Annotated in this window: 11 protein-coding genes; all 11 read right to left on the reverse strand. The window is 59.7% G+C overall.

Annotated features, from left to right (window positions below; translation table 11 throughout):
• Nucleotides 1-21 precede the first annotated feature (21 nt).
• Nucleotides 22-1,632 (reverse strand): type VI secretion system protein TssA, encoded by a 1,611-nt coding sequence (tssA, locus tag ACYAR8_RS01790; protein WP_463578893.1) that lies wholly within the window; start codon nucleotides 1,630-1,632, stop codon nucleotides 22-24.
• Entirely contained in the window at nucleotides 1,629-4,997 is a 3,369-nt protein-coding gene (locus tag ACYAR8_RS01795; RefSeq protein ID WP_463578894.1) for an ImcF-related family protein, read from the reverse strand. The genes tssA and ACYAR8_RS01795 overlap by 4 nt, the downstream gene beginning before the upstream one ends.
• Nucleotides 4,994-6,151, reverse strand: a complete 1,158-nt coding sequence (locus tag ACYAR8_RS01800; RefSeq protein WP_463578895.1) for a hypothetical protein — start codon at nucleotides 6,149-6,151, stop codon at nucleotides 4,994-4,996. Before ACYAR8_RS01800 ends, ACYAR8_RS01795 begins: the two co-directional genes overlap by 4 nt.
• Nucleotides 6,152-6,153: 2 nt before the next feature.
• Nucleotides 6,154-6,420: a PAAR domain-containing protein gene (locus tag ACYAR8_RS01805; protein WP_463578896.1), complete on the reverse strand. Its 267-nt coding sequence runs from the start codon at nucleotides 6,418-6,420 to the stop codon at nucleotides 6,154-6,156.
• A 185-nt stretch (nucleotides 6,421-6,605) separates the two neighbouring features.
• The gene (locus ACYAR8_RS01810; RefSeq protein WP_463578897.1) at nucleotides 6,606-7,430 is read right to left on the reverse strand and encodes a hypothetical protein; all 825 of its coding nucleotides are present in this window, start codon (nucleotides 7,428-7,430) and stop codon (nucleotides 6,606-6,608) included.
• Nucleotides 7,427-8,272 carry a hypothetical protein gene (locus tag ACYAR8_RS01815; protein WP_463578898.1) on the reverse strand — a complete coding sequence of 282 codons (846 nt, stop codon included), beginning with the start codon at nucleotides 8,270-8,272 and terminating at the stop codon, nucleotides 7,427-7,429. Before ACYAR8_RS01815 ends, ACYAR8_RS01810 begins: the two co-directional genes overlap by 4 nt.
• Nucleotides 8,269-9,063: a hypothetical protein gene (locus ACYAR8_RS01820; protein ID WP_463578899.1), complete on the reverse strand. Its 795-nt coding sequence runs from the start codon at nucleotides 9,061-9,063 to the stop codon at nucleotides 8,269-8,271. Before ACYAR8_RS01820 ends, ACYAR8_RS01815 begins: the two co-directional genes overlap by 4 nt.
• Before the next feature lie 41 nt (nucleotides 9,064-9,104).
• The gene (locus ACYAR8_RS01825) at nucleotides 9,105-9,896 is read right to left on the reverse strand and encodes a hypothetical protein (protein ID WP_463578900.1); all 792 of its coding nucleotides are present in this window, start codon (nucleotides 9,894-9,896) and stop codon (nucleotides 9,105-9,107) included.
• Between the two features lie 4 nt (nucleotides 9,897-9,900).
• Nucleotides 9,901-12,036, reverse strand: coding sequence for a lipase family protein (locus ACYAR8_RS01830; RefSeq protein ID WP_463578901.1), 2,136 nt, complete (start codon nucleotides 12,034-12,036; stop codon nucleotides 9,901-9,903).
• A gap of 27 nt (nucleotides 12,037-12,063) precedes the next feature.
• Nucleotides 12,064-14,598 (reverse strand): type VI secretion system Vgr family protein, encoded by a 2,535-nt coding sequence (locus ACYAR8_RS01835; RefSeq protein ID WP_463578985.1) that lies wholly within the window; start codon nucleotides 14,596-14,598, stop codon nucleotides 12,064-12,066.
• Nucleotides 14,598-17,246, reverse strand: coding sequence for a type VI secretion system ATPase TssH (tssH, locus tag ACYAR8_RS01840; RefSeq protein ID WP_463578902.1), 2,649 nt, complete (start codon nucleotides 17,244-17,246; stop codon nucleotides 14,598-14,600). The genes ACYAR8_RS01835 and tssH overlap by 1 nt, the downstream gene beginning before the upstream one ends.
• Nucleotides 17,247-17,374 lie beyond the last annotated feature (128 nt).

Raw genomic sequence — 17,374 nt, forward strand, 5'->3', positions numbered from 1 at the left:
AAAACCTCCTGGTTGAAAGGGTCAGCCGCACAGTACTGCCGCGCGGACCGGGTCCATGGCCACCAGAGCCGCCAGCAACGGCTCCATGCGTTTGCCCAGGGCGGCCTTGTCGGCGTCGCTGCGCTGGGCTTTGATGCGCAGCAGCTTGAGCAGCCGCGCCTTGACTTCAAAGACCCGCGCGGGCTCCCACTGGGCGAGCACATGACGCTGGGCCGTCGCGTCCAGTTCGCCGAGCAAGTGCACCGCCAGCTCGCTTTTGCCGTACTGCTCGGCGACCCGCGCCATCAACAGGCGCAGCAACCAGCGCTGCCGGCCGCTGTGAATGTCGGGCCGCGTGTCGAGCCAGGCCAGCGCCACCTCGACGCCGTCGCGATCGGCCTGGGCCAGCGCCTCGCTTTCGAGCGCGAGAATGTCGGCGTCGTCTGCGACGCAAGCGGCCGGCACGGGCAGCCATACAGCAGCACCCTGGGTGCTGACGTGCTGCTCGATCCACTCGCGGGTGGTTTCATCAGCGAAGGCCGAGCCATCGTCCCAGCACAGGTTTTCGAGGCCCGGCAGGCGTTCGAGGAGCAGGCCCAGATCCGCCTTTACGATGCGTGCCCAACCTTCCGACGGCGCGGGTTGCCGGCTCAGCGCCTGATACAGAAACCACTGCAGGTCGAGCCAGAAATGGTTCACACCCTCGGCAAACATGCGCTCCACCTGATCGAGCAACTCGGTCCAGCTCTGTTGCAGGTACACCCGTTTGAGCTGCGCGCGATATTCGCTCCGGGGCGGTGACAGTCGTGTTCGACCGGTCGCGTCCTGGGGCGGCGACTGATGCACGGTGTCCCAGCGCAGACTTTTCATCAGCCGATGGGCCGCCAGCCAGCCCTGGGGTTGTTCGCGCAGATAACTGGCCAGCGCGCGTCCGTTGTCCAGCAGGTCACGGCCTGAGCGGATGACGCCCGATGCAGGGCCGGCGCTGTGGGTGGCGCCTTGTTTGGTGGCCTGAGAGTTGGCAGCGTCATGGCTGGCGCTGAACTGCGGCACCACGGCGTCGAGTCCGCCAGCCTGTGTCAGCCGTGCCGACAGCGCCGAGTAAAGCGCGCCCAGTTCCGGCCGTTGTTGCGCAGGCCAGCCTTCCAGCACGCGATCCAGCCAGGCGAGTGCGGCAACTGTGCGCTCGGCCTCGGCCTTCACCACTTCCGGGTACAGCGTCAGGCTGTCCAGCACCCTGGCGCTGGCCAGCCACTCCAGCGCCACCTTGCGGCTTTTGGGCCGCGCCGGGAGGACGTCGGTGGTGTAGCGCTCAACGATGGCCGCCAGCAAATTCAAGCCTGCGGCCAACCCGGCCTCGCCATCCCGCTGCAGACGCGCCCACAGGTAATAGGTGAGCACCCGGAGGTCCTTGCACGTCCCTTTGAGCAGCTTTTCCGCCAGCATGATGACCCGTTCGGCGTCAGCACCGGAGAGCTTGTTGACCTCCTCGCGCATGCTCTGGAAATCATCGTCATAGCCCGGGTCCTGGCCGGCCGGTGACTCAGCGCTGATCGGCGTCAGCCATGATCCCCACTCCGCAGCGTGGGCCTTGGCGATCTGCACGGCATCGCGCTCGCCCAGGGCGGTGGCGATCAACCGTGGCAGGCTCATTCGATCACCTCGGCGCGCGCTGATGTTTGTGCGCTGGCGATCCCGTTGAGGAAGATCTGTCGCGGTAATCTGAAATTGCGCAGCGCGAGCAGGCTGATCGGTCCCGCGCCCAGTTCGGTGCGCATGTGCCAGGCCAGGTCCAGACCATCCGGCGCGGGCACGCTGATGCGGTAGCGGCTGTCGCTGTCATCCAGCGCGGTGACGGTGGCGCCATCCAGCAGACGGATCAGTCCCCAAACGCCCTGAAAATCGCCATACAGGCGCTCGCCGCTGCGCACGCTGGTCCAGGTCAGGCTGGCGCCGGGGTAGTCGCTGCTGCCGGGCCAGCCGAAGCGTTGCCAACTCTCTTTCTGGTTGAAGTACTGATGCCGCGCGCCGTTGAGCACGAAGGTGGTCTGCACCACGTCACGCACCGCCTTGCCCTGCAGCTCGAAGTTGATGCCCATGCCGCCGTCGGTGTAGAGCACGTCGGCCAGGTGGCTGAGCTGATTGACCGCCGCGAGAAATTTCGGGTTGATCAACAGGCCCTGACCGTGGGTCGGGTCCACTTCCCAGCGGCCGCCGTCCTTGCGCAACACGCCGGTCAGTTCGCGCTGCAGGAACTGCTCGATACGTCCCGAATCCCCACGAATCATCTTGCCGAGCATTGGCAACGAGGCGTCGCTGCCAGTGGCGGCAAAGGGGTAACGGCCGAGAAACGCCTTGTCCCATTCATCAACCACCGCCTGCTGCCACTGCCGGTTCAGGGCGGCCGCCGAAGGCTCGAGCACCTTGCGCCAGGCCTGATCCAGCGGCTGCACGAACAGCGCGTGGGCCACGCCGTCCCACTCCTCGCCGAGACTGGCCGCCAGCAGCTCGCCGTAGGCGCGGGTGTCGGTCAGGTCGATGTTCTTGCCCTGAAACACGGTTTGCGCCATGGCCTGGGTCATGCCCTGGGGATCGGCGGCGTGACTGACCTGCTGCAACTTCAGGCGCACCCGGGTCACGCGGGTCAGAAAGGCTTGCAGGCTGAGGTCGTCATCGCCGCCCTTGCCTTCCGGGTCCTTGCCTAACAACCCCAACAGCGGGCCGAACGTGGGATCCAGCGGCCCGGCCGGTGTGTCGAGCTGCTGGCTGATGGCAGGCACCGGCATGGAGCGACCGCTGCCCATCAGTTTCTGCGCCGACTGCATCAACGAGTCCTTCAGCCCCTGACTGCGAATGCCGGCCTGACCTTGCCATGCCAGGGTATTCATGAAGGCAATCAACGGTGACTGACGGACGTCGCTCATCAGCGTCAGTTGATCGATGACGTCGGCGAGGCTGTCGGCCCGCCGCCATTGCACGCTGTTGAGAAACTCAAGCCAGGCGCCGGAGTAATCATGGAAGTAGCGCTCGGTCAGGCGCGCTCTGAGCTGCTCGGGCGAGGTGTCGGCAACGGCGCTGTTTTCGCGATCGCTGAGCACCCAGTCGATCTGCTCGCGGCGGGCCTCGACGATGTCATCGATCGCCTGACGCACCTGCCCTTCCCACGCCTGCCGGGTGAACACACCCGGCACACTTGCCTCCGTGAAAAACAGCGGCCAGGCCTCTTTGTCATCGACCATCTGTTCGAGGTCAAGATCGGGAGCTTGGGTCGCGGCGGCCTCCAGCACCTGCCGATAAAGGCTGGCTTCACCATTGCGCTGGCCCAGTTGCACCAGCAACACCTGCCGCGCCTGGGCCACCAGTGCGTCATCCAGTTCGATACGCCACTGCGGATTGGCCGCCAACTGCTCGGCGTAAAACTGCCACAGGGTCGGCGACAGTCCTTTCCACAAACCCGGCGCTACGCCCATTCGAGCCGGTTCGGCATGACCCAGCGCGGTCACCAGAAAAGCGGCGTCAACCTTCTCCGGGCGGGCCATCATCAGGTAGGCCTTCAACTGCACATACGCGTTGTGCGCGCCCTTGGCCCGCCGCGGACTGTCGGCGGGCGACGCCACCAGTGATGCCAGCTGGCGCTTGAGGTTCTCCGCCGCCGGGTCTCGCATCAGCCGGTTATTGGCCTCGACATAGCGTGGCCACATTACCGCGAGCAGCGCGTCGTTCTGGCTCAGCCCGAAGCGCTGGTACCACGGCTCGCCACGCTGCGCACGCTCCTTCAGCCGGCCCATTTCGAGGATCAGCGCGTTGAGGGCGAGCAATTGCTCATCGCTGGGGCCCGAAGGCTGGACCGCAGCGAGGGTAGACTGAATGTCGAGTATCTGGGTGCGGTGGGTGGAAAACGACAGCAGCAGGCCCGTCAACCAGATCAGCATGGCGCCGAGGGCAAGGGCGTAGCTGATGCGCGTGACGGGCCAACCCAGCCGGCGGATCTGGCGTGACCGCGGCTGGAGCACGCCCGCCCACGCTGGATCGGGCAGCCACAAATGGTCAGCGGCGCGGGTGGGCTGCGCCGGCAAGCTGAACCACATCCCGCGCAACGGTACGCCCCGCGCAAACTTGCCCAGCAACGGCGTCAGCGCCTGAAGCCAGCGGGCGATGCCTTCCGCTTTCAGCTGTTGGGACAAGCGCAGGCCAAAGTCGTGTTCTGCGCTTTGTTCCATCTGGGCCAGGCCTTGTTTGCGCAGAGGCTCGTCCAACCGGGCAAGGCACGTTTCCAGCTGCGACCCGGTGACGCGCGCGGGCAGCAGCAATCCGATCGGTTCGCGGAGACGGGAGTGCTGCGGCCATTGGCTGTCGCAGACTTCCCACAGGTGCAGCGGCAACTGCCACCCCAGGGTTCGCGCCAGTTGCTGCAAACCGGCGACGCCACCGGCCATTGTCGCGGCGTTGGTACTTTGCTGTTTGTCGAGAGCCCAAACCACGGCGTCCAGACCGCGCCGATGAATTATCGCGTGCCAGCGGGTGGCGGTTTTGCAGAGCGGGGATTGCGGGCTGCCGCCCCAGAGCAGCACGGCGTTCTGGGATTCAAGCCACTGGGCATCGGCAAGTCCTTGCGCGATGGCCTCGATCTGTTCGGGCTCGCCGACGACCAGAATGAAGCGGGTGCGGGTGCGGTGGAAGGCGGTGTATTGGTGGTGGAGGTGCTCGTCAAGTTCAGCGACGCCCCGGAGTTTCTTGGTTTCAGGCGTGGATGACGACGCCTCCGGCGGGAACACGCCGTCACCCGGCCGCCGCTCAACGCTGCGGCGGCTTTTCACCAGCGCCAGGGCACGAGGAATGGTTTGCATCAACAGCGCGATCACCATCAGCAACAGAAACGCCGTGATCTGCTGATGTCTCTCCGTCAGTCCGACCCTTGCGCCATAGGTGTAAACCAGCCAGCCCAGCGCCGCTGCGAAGGCGACCAGCCATACCGCGCCACCCGCGCGACGCCAGCCATTGCCGATCAAGGATTTCATGCGAGTTCTCCCGGTGTGACGGTGTTGATCCATCGGCCTGAGTGTTCGCTGGCCAGTAGCAACAAGGGCCCCTTCGCGAGCTTGGTCATCTCGATGCCCAGCGCTGCCAGCAGCCAGTGACCGCAGGGGCCCGGCACGCCGTTCACCGGTTCCAGAATCCAGCGGTGGTCCACCGACAGCGCTGCACCCTCACGCGCCGCTGCGGCCAGTAATGGGGTGGTTTCCGGTTGCCAGTCGGCGCGGTCAGCCAGCACGCCTGTTGCCTCGCGAGCTTTGGCCTGAATCTGCAGGAAAGTGGTGAAGTCGGTTTCCAGGGAATCGATGTCGAGGGGCATCGGGCGCAACAGGCGCGCGGCGATGGGCAGCTTGTGGGCTTTGGCGACCCCGTCGGCGCACAGCAGGATGGCGGCGAGTCCGTCGGAGTAAGCCTCTTTACCGTGAACCTGGACGACGAGGATGAGCTCGACGGCGTCGCGTGGGGTTTTAAGTGTTTCTTCCATCCAGGCGAAGGAAAACTGGGTTGTTACGTGGACGCCGGTGAGGGTGGATGACGGGGTGAGATCGGACAGGTACTGCTGGCAGGCGTCGGCCAATGCTGGATGCTCATCCTGTGGCGCGTCGGTCAGGACAGTGACACTGAGACTTTCACTCGGTCGCAGCGGCGCCAGTACTGTCGACAGCGAACCCATCAATTGGGCAAGACCCGCCAGGGCCCGGCCCTTTTGGCCCTTCGGCAGGCCAACGATGCGGCGGGCTTTGCCTGAGGGTGGAACAGGCGTATGGGGCAGTTTCATCATCGCCACCGCAGACAAATGCTCGGGCAAAAGAACAAGCCCACCCATGACCGCCATGTAACGCTGACCCCATTCCGCCCAGGCGACCTGTGCCAGCCGGGACCGCTCCTGCAGCAGCCTGCACTCATCCAGAGCGCCACCGTAGGCGTGCACCCGCGCCGCCAGCGCGAGAATCGCCACCACCAACGGCGAGGCAGTGAGCGCCCATACGTTTAACGCCTGCAATTCAGGCGCCACGACGTAGAGCAGGAACATCAGCACAGCCGCTGCCCCCGCTAAAACCACGATCAGCAGCCAGCGAACCGGTGAAGGCGGTTTGGGTGCGAGCCCTGCTTGCACGTATTCACGTTGCCACGCCATCTTCAACCCTTCGCCCAGTCAGGCGCGCTGGAAATGACCTGGCAGCCGCATAGCGAGTGGCAACCATCGACCACCAGCGCACGGCCATCCTCTAAACAGTCGGCACAACCCTCAATAATGGGATTAACGCCATATCCGGGTATGGGACACATGACCATATCCCCCACCAGAGCGACTGCTTTGCCCTGAGTGATATGAGTGGACGACGCGGAAATTACCGCTCCTCCGTGGGTGGTCTTGTCACCCAACAATACGAATCCTTGTGACATTGAAAGATCCTTTGTTAATGAATTGATGAAGCCGTGTATTTATTCCGGGCGAGCGGATGCCTGGGCGAGCTCATGGGTTGCGCGTGTTTGTCATACGTGCCGGGTTTTAACGGTGCGGGCCTTCGCTCACCGACTTGATGGCCGATATAAAGATCAGGCGTGGCAACTTAAGTCGTTTGATATCCTCATCGGTTGGCTTCAGCCGTTAAACGAATGGCCTCAAGCGTGGGAAAATCTGGCGTATCGCTGTCATCTGGGCCCGAAGTCCCGTCTGGATAAATAAAGGCAGGGTGAATTCCGATGCTTTTGAACTCTGGCTGTTTTGATGTCACGACATATTTGGCGTGAAGCACTGCCTCAGCGTTTATGTTTCGCACCTGGGGAGCCAGGTAAGTCTGGTAAGGCACCGCTTCACCCACCAGATTAAGCCTCTTGACGTAATCCTTCTTTAGGACATCTTTTAACCATGGGTAGTAATTATTTTTTATATCAAGATGGGTGCCCACCACATTTTTAACCCCTTCAGACGGAAAATCCGGATTGTTATGCTGAAACACGACCAGGACATCACCTCCCGTTCCCACTACCGCACCTTCGCCAATGCGCTCAGGCCATTGAGGACGTACACCAAACTTAACGTAAGCCACGCGCCACCTACACATCCCGCCACCGTCAACAGCGAAATCGGCGTCATAGAAATTGCCCTCTCCGCGCCGTTTGAACGCTACACGCTGCTCCCGGATATTGCCGAATACATCCGGCCCCTCATAAACGTTTTCGCAGATCGTCGATAGATAACCCACGGCCATGGGCGGCGGGACTAACCCTTCCGATACTTTAATTTTCATCGTGACTTTCTCCCCATCCGTGTCCGGATGGAGTTCATAGTCAAGTGCGCAACCACTGAGTGATGCAAACAACGTAATACTTATGAGTAAAGCCCTGAAGCCTGACGCTTTCTGATTCGGTTGATCGCCCTGAAGATATTTCGCGACGCTGAGGAATTTCATTGTTTCGCCTCCGTCTTCAAGCGGATTTTCTGCATTTTTTTAAAGTCCGGCTCAAGTTCCCTGTTGGATTCTTCCGTCCCGTCGGGGTACCGAAATGTTGTCGTTACGATTTCGTCAGCGAAGCGTTTCTTAGGGGAAGTCGACGTCACGACAAGATCTGAATGCAGCACTGGCTCAAAAAATATGTTTCTTGCGTCCCGAGCCCTGTAGGTACGATAACTTTCATACTCTTTGGCCAGATTTACACTCTTATCATAGTAACCAAGTTCGTAGGCTTCCCTTACCCATGGGTAGTAGTCCTTTACGATTTTCAGGTCCGGCCCTTCGACAAACTGATCAACAGTATTGAAGGGCGCGTGCTGCCCGTCGAACTTAACTATTATTGTCCCACCATAATAAGCCGTTACTTTTTTTGCAAAACGATTAGGAGTACGATACACGACTCCAAACTCGATGCTATCTAGTTGCCATTCACATTCACCGCCGCCATCAACGAACACCTCCGCCTCGTACAACTCTGTTTCTCCCCGCCTCGTGAACTTCAAATTTTTAAAGTTTGATCCTGGAAACTGCATACGGCTCACAGTGGGTAAGTCGACGAACATTCGGCATCTGGTCGACTCGTACTTGGCGAGCAAAGTTTTCGGCTCAAGCTCTGCAGGCACTTTCATAACAATTTTTACTTTTTCGCTGTCGGGCGGTGGCGTTAGAACGTCGTAGTCTTTTACGCAACCGCTTAAGAGAGCGAGCAGCGCAAAAGATAAAATCGCTGGCTTTGCGAATAGCATGGCGTGTTTCATATAAGGTTCTTTAGGACTATGCGGCATAGTGAGCGGCTTCATTTTTTTGCCTCCGCCGCCAGACGAATTTTTTGCATTTTTTCAAAGTTAGGCCGCGCTCGCCAATCGGATTCCACAGAGCCATCGGGGTAGTAGAATTTTATGAAGTCTCCAATGACGTGTTTCTTTGGCGACACAGATGTCACAACCACGTCTGAGTGCAGTACCGGCTCAAAATATATGGACCTTGCTTCCCGGGCCTCGTAGTTAAGATAGCCGCGATTCTCACTAGACAAATTCGCACGCCTCGCATAACCATCGATAAATTTTTCGCTTACCCATGGATAGTAATCCTTCACGATTGTTAAATAGGGGCCCACCACTTTCCTTGTTCCTCCGACGCTGAGCTGCGCTCTATTACCATCAAATTTTACGATGACCGTGCCGCCCGTGCCCTGCGTTACACTTTCTCCGAAACGACTTGGAAGACGGTATTTGATGCCAAATACGACATTACTAAGACGCCACTTGCAGCGACCACCTCCATCGATGGACAACTTCGCCTCATAAAACTCTGTGGCCCCACGCCTCGTTAGTTCCGAACCGTAACCGCTATATCCTTCCAGGGATTCAGGCCTACCATCACCGTCATGCACAACTTTTCGGCATACAGACGAGCGATACATGACTCGTAGAGGTTGTGGCTCCAGTTCTTCGGGCATCTTTATAACGATTTCGACTTTCTCACCATCTGGCGGCGGATTCATACTGTAGTCTTTCGCGCAGCCGCTGAGGAATGTGAGCAATACGAAGCACAAAACCGAAGTCTTCCAAAATGAGTTAGCGTTATTCATTGAATGTATTCCCAATACAGGCGCTGGGGCAGCGGGCGACTTCATTCTTTTGCTTCCGCTTTCAGGCGGATTTTCTGCATTTTTTCAAAGTCAGCTTCTGATCGCGAATCGGATTTAACCGTCCCATCCGGATAATAAAACTTCGTAAAGTCGCCAAACACATGTTTTTTTGGGGCAATGGACTTCACTATGTACTCCCGATGGAGCACCGGCTCAAAATAAATGTTTCTGGCTTGGGGCGCGTTATATCTTAAGTCGCCTCCACCTACACCAACGAGACTCACGTACCTCCGGTAGCCACCAATGAAGTGTTCGCTTATCAAGGGATAATAATCCTCAACAACATCCAACACTTCACCACTCACAGTAATTGGGCTGGCTACTCGACGTTGAGGATTATTTTTATCGAAGACGATGACTAATGCGCCTCCCCCTCCTAGCATCACATCCTCTCCAAACGGAGTCGGTACGCGATATTGCACGCCGAAGCTCACATTACTTAAACGCCATCTACAAGGGCCACCGCCGTCGACATACAGCTCCGTTTCGTAAAGATCATCCTTAGTTCGCTTCAGCGTTACGTCAAAACCATTATGGCCATCTATGGGTTTAGGCCGCCCATAACCGTCACGGGTAATGCGCGGGCATACCGCCGAACGATACATAACATGCATGGTGCTCGGCTCGAGCTCATTTGGCACCTTGATGATTACGGAGACCTTCTCGCCCTGTTGTGGTGGTGACATGCTACGATCCTTTGCACAGCCGCTCACTGAGATAAACAGCGCGACCCACAGCAAAGAAGCTTTAAATTTAACAGTGACCTCACTCACTTGCTCATCCCCGCCCACATACGATGGAATCAAGACGTTTGAGTGCTTCGCCCCCTCCGTCCAACTGCTGCGTCACATTCAATGCCGCATCGAGTTCCTCATGCATAGACAGAAACAAGCGATTACGCTCAAGCTCATCTTTCGGCGAAGTGCTGCCATGTTCTTCCATCTGTTTTCTGAAACGATTAATTTTGCACTGTGCAGCAAGCAGAGGCTTCCGACCAGGTTCAATAGCTGCGAGTAGGCGATTGGTGATATGCATCATATATTCACCCATCATATGATTGCCTATACCTAGCAGCCCTCCCGGCTTCAGGTTTTTTTGTTGTGGGAATCTCTGATCGAGCGTCTTAGGGTCAAGCCCGGCAATGAAGTGAAGCTGTGATTGTTCGCTCTTTTCACTTTTTTTCTTATCGAGACTCTGCACTAGATAGAGATTTGGCCGCTCAGGCAGTCGAGTTTTTACAGTGTTGTAGTAAGGCGCGCCCAGACCATCTTTACTACGATATGCAGGGTAAGAAGATCCACGGCTCTGAGTGTGCTGCTCTACACGGTAGAACATGGCAAGTTCGCCGTGATGGCCGTACGGATCGCCGGATTTGATAAGATTGTTCATGAGGGTCTGGCCCATTGACCATGCGAAACCCAATGTTGTGCCTAACGGCCCGTATAAGTTGTAGAGTTGATTATCGAGATCAGCCTCAGGCGGAACACTTGGAATGGTGTCTGTGTCATTTACGTGACGGAAGTGACCTACTTCGCTCAATCCCTTTATTGCACCGAGGGTGAAAGTGCGTGGCATGCCGTAGGTGTACAACATAGGATCGCTGCCCTTCAAGGTTGCGGCATGAATTAATCCCAGAGCACCTCCTAGGCTATGGCCGCAAATGAAAAGCTTTCTACCCCGAAGCTTATTCGGAATTTTAGATGTTAGGTCGGCAGCAAAAAGGTTACGGGCAGCCATGTATGCCTCACGAAAACCTAGATGTACGCGGCCATCCAGCGATAAGTCTGGACAAGGGACTGATGGCGCGCAGTTGCTGCTGAATTCGGGCTCAACAGGGCGGAATGTCAGGTCGGTGACGAGATCGGGCGCACTCATTCGGTTAAAATCAGTCCCCCGCCAGGCAACCAGCATTTGATTCGAGTTCGTGACGTAGAAAAATTGTGTATCACCTTCAGGGACATCAGCTTTGGCCGTGTCCAACACAACGCAAGGATCATACCGATCACCGAACGGTACATCTTCGACCAAACATGGCCAGTTTTTGCCTCCATCCCAGACACGCGGCGTGCGTGATAAATCCAGGCACTGTTGTTTAAAAAACTGCTCCGGAGAACCGTGCCGAGTCTCGTCGTCACTGCTATAAGACAAAATACTCATCAGCCCCAAGTTGTAGGCATTCGCCAGGCTGTACTCAGGCTGATGATGCAACACCAACGACCACGCACGCAGTGGGCAAACTTCCAATACATGCCGGCAGTTCAGCGCTTCGTATTGCACCGTAAACCCTGAAAACTCGGCGTCCGGAAAATGATAAGCCGGCGGCGGATCCAGCTCTGGCCAGGGCGGATTGAACTTCGGCAGCTCATCACACAACTGCCCTATTCGCAGATAGTGATAGGCATGCCCCTGCTCAAGCGCTTGCTTTTCAACCGGCGAAAACCCGGGATGCTGCTTTCCGTACAGAGGCTTGCTGTCACTTGCACCTGGCCGCTCGGGCTCCGGGCGCACAGCCCGCAACCGCCGCTGCTGCAGGACTTCAGCCAACGGCGCCGCCGGCATTAGCAGTGTTACGTCGATCGGGTGAAGGTCTTCAAGTCGAATCACACCCTGGGCATCGGTGCTCCCCGAGTACTCAGCAACGCAGCCATCCCGCACTGCCTGATTGGTCGCCCGCCATGGCAGATTAGCCAGCGGCTCGCCGAGTTCGTCCACCAGTTGAAATTCAACCCAATGGGTTTTCTGCGGGCCGATGGCCACAGGCTTGTAGGTGCAAAAAATGTCCGTCTGGTGCTGTCTGTCTTTCATGCCGGGTCCTTCCTGATTGAAGATTTGCTGCGGTGATAAATCGTTGCGGCCGATTGCTTGGCGGCAGGCGCGGTGTCGGTAGCCGTTGCGATGCAGATCGCAATCCATCCGGGCGACGGGGCCCCTGAGCGGTGGTCACTGCTCATCGTGCTTGTCATTGGGGAACTCGATCACCACCTTCCCGGGCAACAGCGTGTGGACCGGAATGGTCCTGCCGTCCTTATCGGTCACGCCGGGGAACCGTTCGCCTTCCTGAGTGGTGATCAGGTAACGGGCGAAGGGCGCGTAACCCTTATCCGGTTCGCTGAGGGTGTAGCCCGCGGCATAGCCCGGCGGTATCGGCGTCGCCGGGGTGGTCAGCGTGGTAGCGCCGCCCTTTAGCACGTACGCGGCCCGGTGATGGATGTTCCCTGGCGCGCCCAGCTCGATCTCGCCGCCCTTGATGCGGATGAACGCGCCGCCGCAGCTGAAGACGATCTCTTCGGGCGCACTGATCTCGACACGGCCCGCCAGGCTTTCAATTTTTATCTGGTCATTTGCCAGCGCATGCATCGCGCCGCCGTAAGCGTGGAGCTGCATATCCCCACCCACGGCTTTTAGATCGAGGCCGTTGGTCACCGCACACAGGCTGATCGCACCCTCGGCCGTGCCGGTGATGTCGTGGCCTGCGCTGATGTTGGTGGAGCGCGACGACGTGATGGCGACGCTGTCACGGCCGGAGGACAGCAAAACAGCCTCGGGACTGACCAAGCCAATGCCGGCCGGTGCATGCAGCAGAAGCCCGGGCTCGGTCAGGTTGGTAAGCGCCGCGGTGAGTTGTTCGTGGCCGCTCGTATCGGCGGCAATGGCCTGGGCACTTCGTGCGGCTTGAGCCATGGAGCGGGCCAACGACAACGCGGTTTCGAGCTGCTCGATTGCAGCGTCCATATCGAGCTGCTGACCGTGGGCCTTGGTCTGTTCATCCGCACTGATAAACACCCCGCGCCCTGCCCGAATCGCACCCCAACCATCGGTGCGCAATTCAAACCCTTCGCCGCGCTTATCCTTCTCGTTGTCGACAAGATGCCCAAGGTTCAGCTGGCTCTTGCCGCTGTGCTCGGTGCTGAGTTTGATGTGTTCCTTGCCGCGATCATCTTCCATGCGCAGCTTGTTGTTCGACGGTGTGCGCAGGATGTTGCGTTTGTAATCGCTGCGCAGCAGCGTCACATGGTCAGGATGGCGACTGTCGTGAAGGGCATGGGCGATGTAGGGCCGATCCGGGTCGCCTTGCTCGAAGGCAATCGCTACTTCCGTCCCGCAGATCAGCGGCAGGTGCAAGCCGTGGGTATCGCCCGCATAGGGTCGAGCCAATCTGAGCCACAGGCTTTCCTGACCCAGCTTCCAGCTGTCGCGGTCAAACAGAAAGCTGACCTTGTAGCGGCCTTCGCTGTCGATGTGGCTGTAGGGATCATTGGCCAGCGAACTGGTGACTCGCGCCGGAATAGTCCCCGCTACCTGAGGTTTGGCCAGCAACGGCGGCCGAAAACACACGCCCTCGGAATACGGAATCGCTTCAAAGCTCAACTCAAAACTGCGATCCCGCGCAGCGCGCAGTTTCAGTCCTATAATGACCGAGCCCGGCTCAAACGCCTGGGGCGCTCCACCGGAAATCGCCAGCACCTGCACCAATCCCAGCGAAGCACTGCTGCTCATCCCGCTCAGCCGGGTCTGGTTATTCAGATACCGCTCATGCCGCAACCGCCCATAGAAAAACCCGCTTTCACCCTCCAAATCTTCATCCTGATCCAGCTTGTCGCCGAGCACCTTGTACGGCTCGGCATAGTGATAAGCCTCGCCGTAAGTCGTGGTATCACCTCGCGTCTGATCGACATCGCCATCCAGCCAGGCACTCGCATCCCGATGGTGATAAGCCCTAAAGTGAACGCTCTGCTCCACCACCTCATGACTGACCTGCAGCCCCCAAACCCCGTCCGCGCCACTGCTGCCCAACCCGGACTGCGGCCGAAACGGCAAACTCACTCGCGGGCGAAGGTAATGCCGCTGATCATCGTGAAACTCGACGACCGCAATCCCCAATCGCTCATCGTTGCTAAAGCGGTACCAGATCCCCACCTCGGCTAATAAGCGCGAAATAAACGCCAGATCGCTCTCGCCGTACTGCATCACCTGCTCGCGCTTGGGATACTCCCGCACCAGCGTGAACAGAAAATCCTGCCCCTCAAAGTCATGGCGCGTGCGCAGAATGCTCTCGACAATCTGCGGCACCGACTGATGCTGATAGATCCGGAACTGCCGCCCACGGGCCAGCAACGCCAGGCGCGGTTCCAGCGTCACTTCATAGCGCGCCTCGTCAGCGGAACCGGACAGCCGCTTGAAGCCGGTGATGACCCCATGCAACGTGCGCAGCGGTTTAACCGATGGCACCGGCAAGCCAGGAATAGCAATCGGCAAGGTATGGGCCGCCGCATGCAGACTGAACTGCGCATCCTGCCCGAGCATCCGCTCGGCGCCGATGTCTCGCTCAACCGAGGTCAATTCCACGCGATAAAGAAACGGCTGGCTCAGCCGTTCTTCGCCCTCAAAGGCCAGCACATCCAGCGCGACAGGCAGGTTATGAACGGTAAGCTTGTGACGGCTATGGTCGAAAAACACCCCGATGGCATCGTTCATCATTCGCCCTCCGCCGAAGCCTGGGACTCGACAAACTCAACGGTGATGCCGTCCTCCTCGCAGTGCCCAAGCACCACGCTCCGCGTTGCCAGTCGCGCCGCCTGGCGCTGTAAAAGCTGTTGACTCAGCACCGGCAAAATCTGCTGGTTGAGGAGGCTGTCGATGTTCCGCGCGCCGCTGTCGGGCAGCAGGCAGGCCTCCACCAGCGCATCGTGCAGGCGTTCGTCGATCCGGCAGTCCAGCCCGTAATGCCGGCGCAGCCGCTCCGCCACTTTGCCCAGCTTGATTGCGACGATGCGCTTGAGCGCCGCCGCCTGCAGCGGCCGGTAAATCAACGTCTGAAAACGCGCCAGCAACGCGGGCTGGAAGTGCTCGCGCAGCACCGGCCGCAGTTGCTCGTGCACCTCCCCGTCGAGCGCTTCGGGGTTGGCCAGCAGGTAGTCCTGCAACAGGTCGCTGCCCAGGTTGGAAGTCATGACGATGACGGTGTTGCGAAAGTCGATTTCGCGCCCTTCGCCGTCCCGCATGAAGCCTCGATCGAAGACCTGATAAAACAGGTTGAGCACGTCGCGGTGGGCCTTTTCCACTTCGTCCAGCAGCACGACGCTGTAGGGTCGCTGGCGCACCGCTTCGGTGAGCACGCCCCCTTGTCCGTAGCCGACGTAACCGGGCGGCGCACCCTTCAGCTGGCTGACGGTGTGGGCTTCCTGGTACTCGGAGAGGTTCAGGGTGATCAGTGATTTCTCGCCGCCAAACAAGGTGTCGGCCAGCGCCAGGGCGGTTTCGGTCTTGCCAATGCCGCTGCTGCCGACCAGCAGGAACACGCCCAGCGGCGAGTCTTCTTCGGTCAGGCCGGTTTTCGCGGCGCGCAGGCGCTGGGCCATTGCCGTCAACGCGCGGTCCTGACCGATGACGCGAGACGCCAACGACTGCTCCAGAGCCAGCAGGCTGGCCTGTTCATCTTTCAGCAGGCTGCTCAGGGGCACGCCGGTCCAGTCGGCAATGACTTGGGCGACGCTGCGATCATCGACGTCCAGGGACAGCAACGGCGCATCGCCCTGAACCGCCTTGAGCTGCGCCTGTAGATCCGCGCAGGTGTCGGGATCGAACACCTCGGCATCACGGGCGGCGAGCAATGTTTGCGCGAGATCGAGTTCTTGGGCGTGCTGGTCCTGGAGTCGCCCAAGCTCATCGCTCAGGGATGAAAGCTGCTCGGCGATGACCGCCAGACGCTCATCGGCGCTGCGTCCGTTGATGCGCTGATCGCCTTGCAGCGCATGGCGTTCCTGCTCCAGCGCGGACTGCCGGGCCTTGCTCGCGATCAGCGCCTGGGGTTCGCAATACAGGCTCATGCGTACCCGGGCGCTGGCGGTGTCCAGCAGGTCGACGGCTTTGTCCGGCAACTGGCGCCCGGGCAGATAGCGCCGCGACAGCACCACCGCCGCCTGTATCGCCGCGTCCTCGATGTGCACGCCATGGTGGCTGGCGTAGCGGGCCTTCAACCCGCGCAGCATGATCATCGCCGTGGCGTCATCCGGCTCGTCGACCTTGACCGTCTGGAAGCGCCGCTCCAGCGCCGGGTCACGTTCGAAATACTGCTTGTATTCGCCCCAAGTGGTCGCGGCGATGGTGCGCAGTTCGCCACGGGCCAGGGCAGGCTTGAGCAGATTGGCAGCGTCGGCGCCTCCGGCTTGATTGCCCGCGCCGATCAGCGTGTGGGCTTCGTCGATGAACAGCAGCACCGGATGTTCGGCCTGCTGCACGGCCTCGATCACGTCTTTCAGGCGTTGCTCAAACTCGCCTTTCACTCCCGCGCCGGCTTGCAACAGCCCCAGATCCAGCGTGCGCACGCTGACCGGTTTCAGGCTGGCAGCCACGTTGCCTTCGACGATGCGCAGGGCCAGCCCTTCGACCAGCGCGGTTTTACCGACGCCGGGTTCGCCCACCAGAATCGGGTTGTTCTTGCGCCGGCGGCTCAAGATATCGATGACCTGACGGATCTCGTCGTCACGGCCGAGCACGGGATCGATCTCGCCCTTGCGCGCTTTCTCGGTGATGTCCTGGGTAAACCTCGCCAGCACCGGGTTTTCCGCCGCTGAATCCGCGGACGACATCTCTACCGCAGCACGATCCGGCGCAAGATCCAGGCCCTGCTCCGGCCCAGGTACCGAACCCGCGCGCTCATCGGAATGCTCGTCAAGAAAAGGCAGCAAGTGACGCAACTGCACCTCGCTCAGGCTGAGCAAAGGCCAAGCTTCCACACACGCCAGCAGGTCGGGGGTCTCGATCAGCGCCGCCAAGACGTGGGCCGAGCGCAGTTGCTCGTTGTCCTCGTCCATCGAAGCGCGCACCCAGGCGTTTTTGATCAGCACCTGCAATTTGTCACACAGCTGCGGTTTGGCCTGGACGCTGCGCGGCAGGCGGTCGAGGTGGTCGAGCAAGCCGGTCCACAGCGCTTCGATGTCCCACTCGTAACGCCGGCCGATCAGCACCAGATCACCGTCGCCCTGCCCCAGCAGTTTCAGCAGCCAGTGCTCGATGGTGATGTGACCGTGGCTGCGGCTCTGGCACAGCGTTGCCGCCGCGCTGAGGGCCTGGGCGCAGAAAGGGTTGAGGCGGCGAAGCAAACGGGAAGAGCTCTGTGCCATGGGTCATCGTCCTTGAATGGAAGGAGTAAGGAGCGGCGACGACCGTTGGCCGGTCGACGCCTCGCTGTGTTGTCTGGGGAAACGTGCCGTGCCGATGTGCTTGGCGGAGCGCCCGATTACGGACGCTC

The organism is Pseudomonas sp. HP_01, from assembly GCF_055284355.1.